Annotated in this window: 5 protein-coding genes and 1 pseudogene; 4 read left to right on the plus strand and 2 right to left on the minus strand. The window is 53.6% G+C overall.

From position 1 onward, the window contains the following. On the minus strand, positions 1-82 hold an 82-nt coding region (gene rpmH, locus ACRCWW_RS10705; protein ID WP_438682410.1), incomplete at its 3' end, for a 50S ribosomal protein L34. 229 nt (positions 83-311) lie between these two features. Then, positions 312-392, minus strand: coding sequence for a hypothetical protein (locus ACRCWW_RS10710; protein WP_438682411.1), 81 nt, complete (start codon positions 390-392; stop codon positions 312-314). 296 nt (positions 393-688) lie between these two features. Here ACRCWW_RS10710 and dnaA point away from each other — a divergent pair, with 296 nt between their 5' ends. The 4 genes and pseudogenes from dnaA to ACRCWW_RS10730 form a co-directional block, all read left to right on the plus strand. Next, complete coding sequence (dnaA, locus tag ACRCWW_RS10715; RefSeq protein ID WP_330985531.1) at positions 689-2,089, plus strand: chromosomal replication initiator protein DnaA; 1,401 nt, start codon at positions 689-691, stop codon at positions 2,087-2,089. Positions 2,090-2,093: 4 nt separating this feature from the next. After that, the gene (gene dnaN / locus ACRCWW_RS10720) at positions 2,094-3,194 is read left to right on the plus strand and encodes a DNA polymerase III subunit beta (protein ID WP_438682408.1); all 1,101 of its coding nucleotides are present in this window, start codon (positions 2,094-2,096) and stop codon (positions 3,192-3,194) included. Next, complete coding sequence (recF, locus tag ACRCWW_RS10725; RefSeq protein WP_438682409.1) at positions 3,194-4,267, plus strand: DNA replication/repair protein RecF; 1,074 nt, start codon at positions 3,194-3,196, stop codon at positions 4,265-4,267. Before dnaN ends, recF begins: the two co-directional genes overlap by 1 nt. A gap of 28 nt (positions 4,268-4,295) precedes the next feature. Continuing rightward, positions 4,296-4,415: pseudogene (locus ACRCWW_RS10730) on the plus strand (ATP-binding protein); the annotation flags it as partial.

A 4,415-nucleotide genomic window follows, 5' to 3' on the forward strand; every position in this document is an offset into this window, starting at 1 on the left:
GACCATTTTTAGTAGCCATACGAGCACGGAAGCCGTGAGAACGGTTGCGCTTCAGTACAGACGGTTGAAAAGTGCGTTTCATGGCGATTTCTACCTAAACTTGAATAAATTCACTGACTTTTGCGTGTACCCGAACGAGTTTCGAACGACTTCCGCTTCAGTGTGGGTGATTAAAGAGGCCGGATTGTAATAATTGTACACTCCGGAGTCAATTCTCTTTACCTTGTTTCCCGCCTGTTTTCGCACGATTTCGCGTAGAAATTGAGCGGGGAACGGTACCTGTTAGCGAGTAGCACGCACCGGGTGGGGGATTATAAAGCCTGCCCGTTAAAGCGCAAGGATCGCCCGGGATCTTTATTAGATCGATTAAGCAAAAATTTGTCTCTACTCATTAATTTTTCCAATATGCGGGAGAAATCGCCCCCCACCCCAATCAGGATCGTTTACACTTAGCCGGTCTCGATCCTTCCTGTGGATAAATCGGGAAGAATCTGTGAGAAACAGAAGATCTCTGGCTCAGTTTAGGCTATGATCCGCGGTCCCGATCGTGATCCCGGATCCTGAACGGAGTAAAAACCGCAGATAGCGGTTCGCACGTCCCCTCACGCTGTGTCTGAGGGCTTTTCTGGCGTGTGCCAACAATCATTAATTTTTCAGTTTCACCCTTTTTGTTCGAGTGGAGTCCGCCGTGTCACTTTCGCTTTGGCAGCAGTGTCTTGCCCGATTGCAGGATGAGTTACCAGCCACAGAATTCAGCATGTGGATCCGCCCGTTGCAGGCGGAATTGAGCGATAATACGCTGGCTTTGTATGCGCCAAACCGCTTTGTGCTCGATTGGGTAAGGGATAAATACCTCAATAATATCAACGGACTGTTGAATGATTTCTGCGGTACCGATGCGCCACAGCTGCGCTTTGAAGTCGGCGCCCGCCCTGTCACTCAGGTTGTTAAAGAAACCGCCCAGGTTGCTGTTCAGGCCCATGCGCAGCAGGTACAAGCCCCGCGCGTTGCGATTCCTGCGGCACGTCAGGGTTGGGATAACGTTCCGGCTCCGGCAGAACCGACCTACCGTTCTAACGTCAACGTGAAACATACGTTTGATAACTTCGTCGAAGGTAAATCCAACCAGCTGGCACGCGCGGCGGCTCGTCAGGTGGCGGATAACCCTGGCGGCGCCTATAACCCGCTGTTCCTTTATGGCGGCACGGGTCTCGGTAAAACTCACCTTTTACATGCGGTGGGTAACGGCATTATTGCCCGTAAACCGAATGCCAAAGTGGTGTACATGCACTCCGAGCGTTTTGTTCAGGACATGGTGAAGGCCCTGCAGAACAACGCCATTGAAGAGTTCAAACGTTACTACCGCTCTGTTGATGCGCTGCTGATCGATGACATCCAATTTTTTGCTAATAAAGAACGATCTCAGGAAGAGTTTTTCCACACCTTTAACGCCCTGCTTGAAGGCAACCAACAGATCATTCTGACGTCGGATCGCTATCCGAAAGAGATCAACGGCGTTGAAGATCGCCTGAAATCCCGCTTCGGCTGGGGCTTAACTGTGGCGATCGAGCCACCTGAGCTTGAAACGCGAGTGGCGATCCTGATGAAAAAGGCGGACGAAAACGACATCCGTCTGCCGGGTGAAGTGGCCTTCTTTATTGCCAAGCGTCTGCGCTCCAATGTGCGTGAGCTGGAAGGGGCACTGAACCGCGTTATCGCCAATGCCAACTTTACCGGCCGGGCAATTACTATCGATTTCGTGCGTGAAGCGCTGCGCGATCTGCTGGCGCTGCAGGAAAAACTGGTCACCATCGACAATATTCAGAAGACGGTGGCGGAGTACTATAAGATCAAAGTGGCTGACCTGCTGTCCAAGCGTCGCTCTCGCTCTGTGGCGCGACCGCGTCAGATGGCGATGGCGCTGGCAAAAGAACTCACCAACCACAGCCTGCCGGAAATCGGCGATGCGTTTGGTGGCCGTGACCATACGACCGTGCTGCATGCTTGCCGCAAGATCGAACAGTTACGTGAAGAAAGCCATGATATCAAAGAAGATTTCTCCAATTTAATCAGAACATTATCTTCGTGACGCTATGAAATTTACCGTTGAACGTGAACATTTATTAAAACCGCTGCAACAGGTAAGTGGTCCATTAGGTGGCCGCCCAACGTTGCCCATTCTTGGCAACCTGCTGCTGCAGGTCGCAGACGGCTCCCTGTCGCTGACCGGGACCGACCTTGAAATGGAAATGGTCGCACGCGTCGCGCTGATTCAGCCGCATGAACCGGGTGCAACCACCGTCCCTGCGCGCAAGTTCTTTGATATTTGCCGTGGCCTGCCGGAAGGCGCGGAAATCGCTGTACAACTGGAAGGCGACCGCATGCTGGTCCGCTCTGGCCGTAGCCGTTTCTCGCTGTCCACATTGCCAGCCGCAGATTTCCCCAATCTGGACGACTGGCAGAGCGAGGTGGAATTCACCTTGCCGCAGGCGACGATGAAGCGCCTGATTGAAGCCACGCAGTTTTCAATGGCGCATCAGGACGTGCGTTACTACTTAAACGGCATGCTGTTTGAAACCGAAGGTGAAGAGCTGCGCACTGTCGCCACTGACGGTCACCGTCTGGCGGTGTGCTCCATGCCGATTGGTCAGTCTCTGCCGAACCATTCGGTGATCGTGCCGCGTAAAGGCGTGATTGAGTTGATGCGTATGCTCGACGGCGGCGAAAACCCGCTGCGCGTGCAGATTGGCAGCAACAATATCCGTGCTCACGTGGGCGACTTCATCTTCACCTCTAAACTGGTGGATGGCCGCTTCCCGGACTACCGTCGCGTGCTGCCGAAAAATCCGGATAAGCATCTGGATGCCGGTTGCGACATTCTCAAGCAGGCGTTTGCCCGCGCCGCCATTCTCTCGAACGAGAAATTCCGCGGTGTGCGTCTTTACGTCAGCGAGAATCAGCTGAAAATTACTGCCAACAACCCGGAACAGGAAGAAGCAGAAGAAATTCTGGATGTCACCTATGCCGGGACTGAGATGGAAATCGGCTTCAACGTGAGCTACGTACTGGACGTGCTGAATGCGCTGAAATGTGAAAACGTCCGTATTCTGCTGACCGATTCTGTTTCCAGTGTGCAGATTGAAGATGCTGCCAGCCAGAGCGCTGCTTACGTCGTCATGCCAATGAGATTGTAATGGCGCTAACCCGCTTGTTGATCCGCGACTTTCGCAATATCGAAAGCGCGGATCTTGCTCTATCCCCTGGCTTTAACTTCCTGGTGGGTGCTAACGGCAGCGGTAAAACCAGCGTGCTGGAAGCTATCTATACCCTCGGGCACGGTCGGGCGTTCCGCAGTTTGCAGATTGGTCGTGTGATCCGCCACGAGCAGGAGTCCTTTGTATTACATGGGCGCTTGCAGGGGGAAGAACGCGAAATTTCTCTCGGTCTGACCAAAGATAAACAGGGCGACAGCAAAGTCCGCATCGACGGCACCGACGGCCACAAAGTGGCTGAACTGGCGCTGCTGATGCCGATGCAGCTCATCACGCCTGAAGGGTTTACTTTACTCAACGGCGGCCCCAAATACAGAAGAGCCTTCCTCGATTGGGGATGCTTCCACAACGAAGCAGGTTTCTTTACGGCCTGGAGCAATCTCAAGCGTTTGCTGAAACAGCGAAATGCAGCGCTGCGCCAGGTGACCCGCTACGCACAACTGCGTCCGTGGGATACCGAACTCATTCCACTGGCGGAACAACTCAGTCGCTGGCGCGCAGAGTACAGCGCAGGCATCGCCGAAGATATGGCTGATACCTGCAAACAGTTCCTGCCTGAGTTCAACCTGAGCTTCTCTTTCCAGCGCGGCTGGGAAAAAGAGACTGACTATTCTGAGGTGCTCGAACGGAACTTTGAGCGCGATCGCATGCTGACCTACACCGCCCACGGGCCGCATAAAGCGGATTTCCGCATTCGTGCGGACGGCGCGCCGGTAGAGGACACGTTATCGCGCGGGCAGCTCAAACTGCTGATGTGCGCCTTACGTCTGGCGCAAGGTGAGTTTCTGACCCGTGAAAGCGGGCGACGCTGCCTGTACCTCATAGATGATTTTGCCTCGGAACTGGATGACGAGCGTCGTGGTCTGTTAGCAAGCAGGCTGAAAGCGACCGAGTCGCAGGTTTTCGTCAGTGCGATCAGCGCTGAACACGTAATGGACATGTCGGACAAAAATTCGAAGATGTTCAGCGTGGAAAAAGGTAAAATAACGGATTAACCCAAGTTTAAATGAGCGAGAAACGTTGATGTCGAATTCTTATGACTCCTCCAGTATCAAAGTCCTGAAAGGGCTGGATGCGGTGCGTAAGCGCCCGGGTATGTATATCGGCGACACGGATGACGGCACCGGTCTGCACCACATGGTA

Origin of the sequence: Scandinavium sp., assembly GCF_051650185.1 — a bacterium.
In the GTDB taxonomy this organism is placed as follows: domain Bacteria; phylum Pseudomonadota; class Gammaproteobacteria; order Enterobacterales; family Enterobacteriaceae; genus Scandinavium.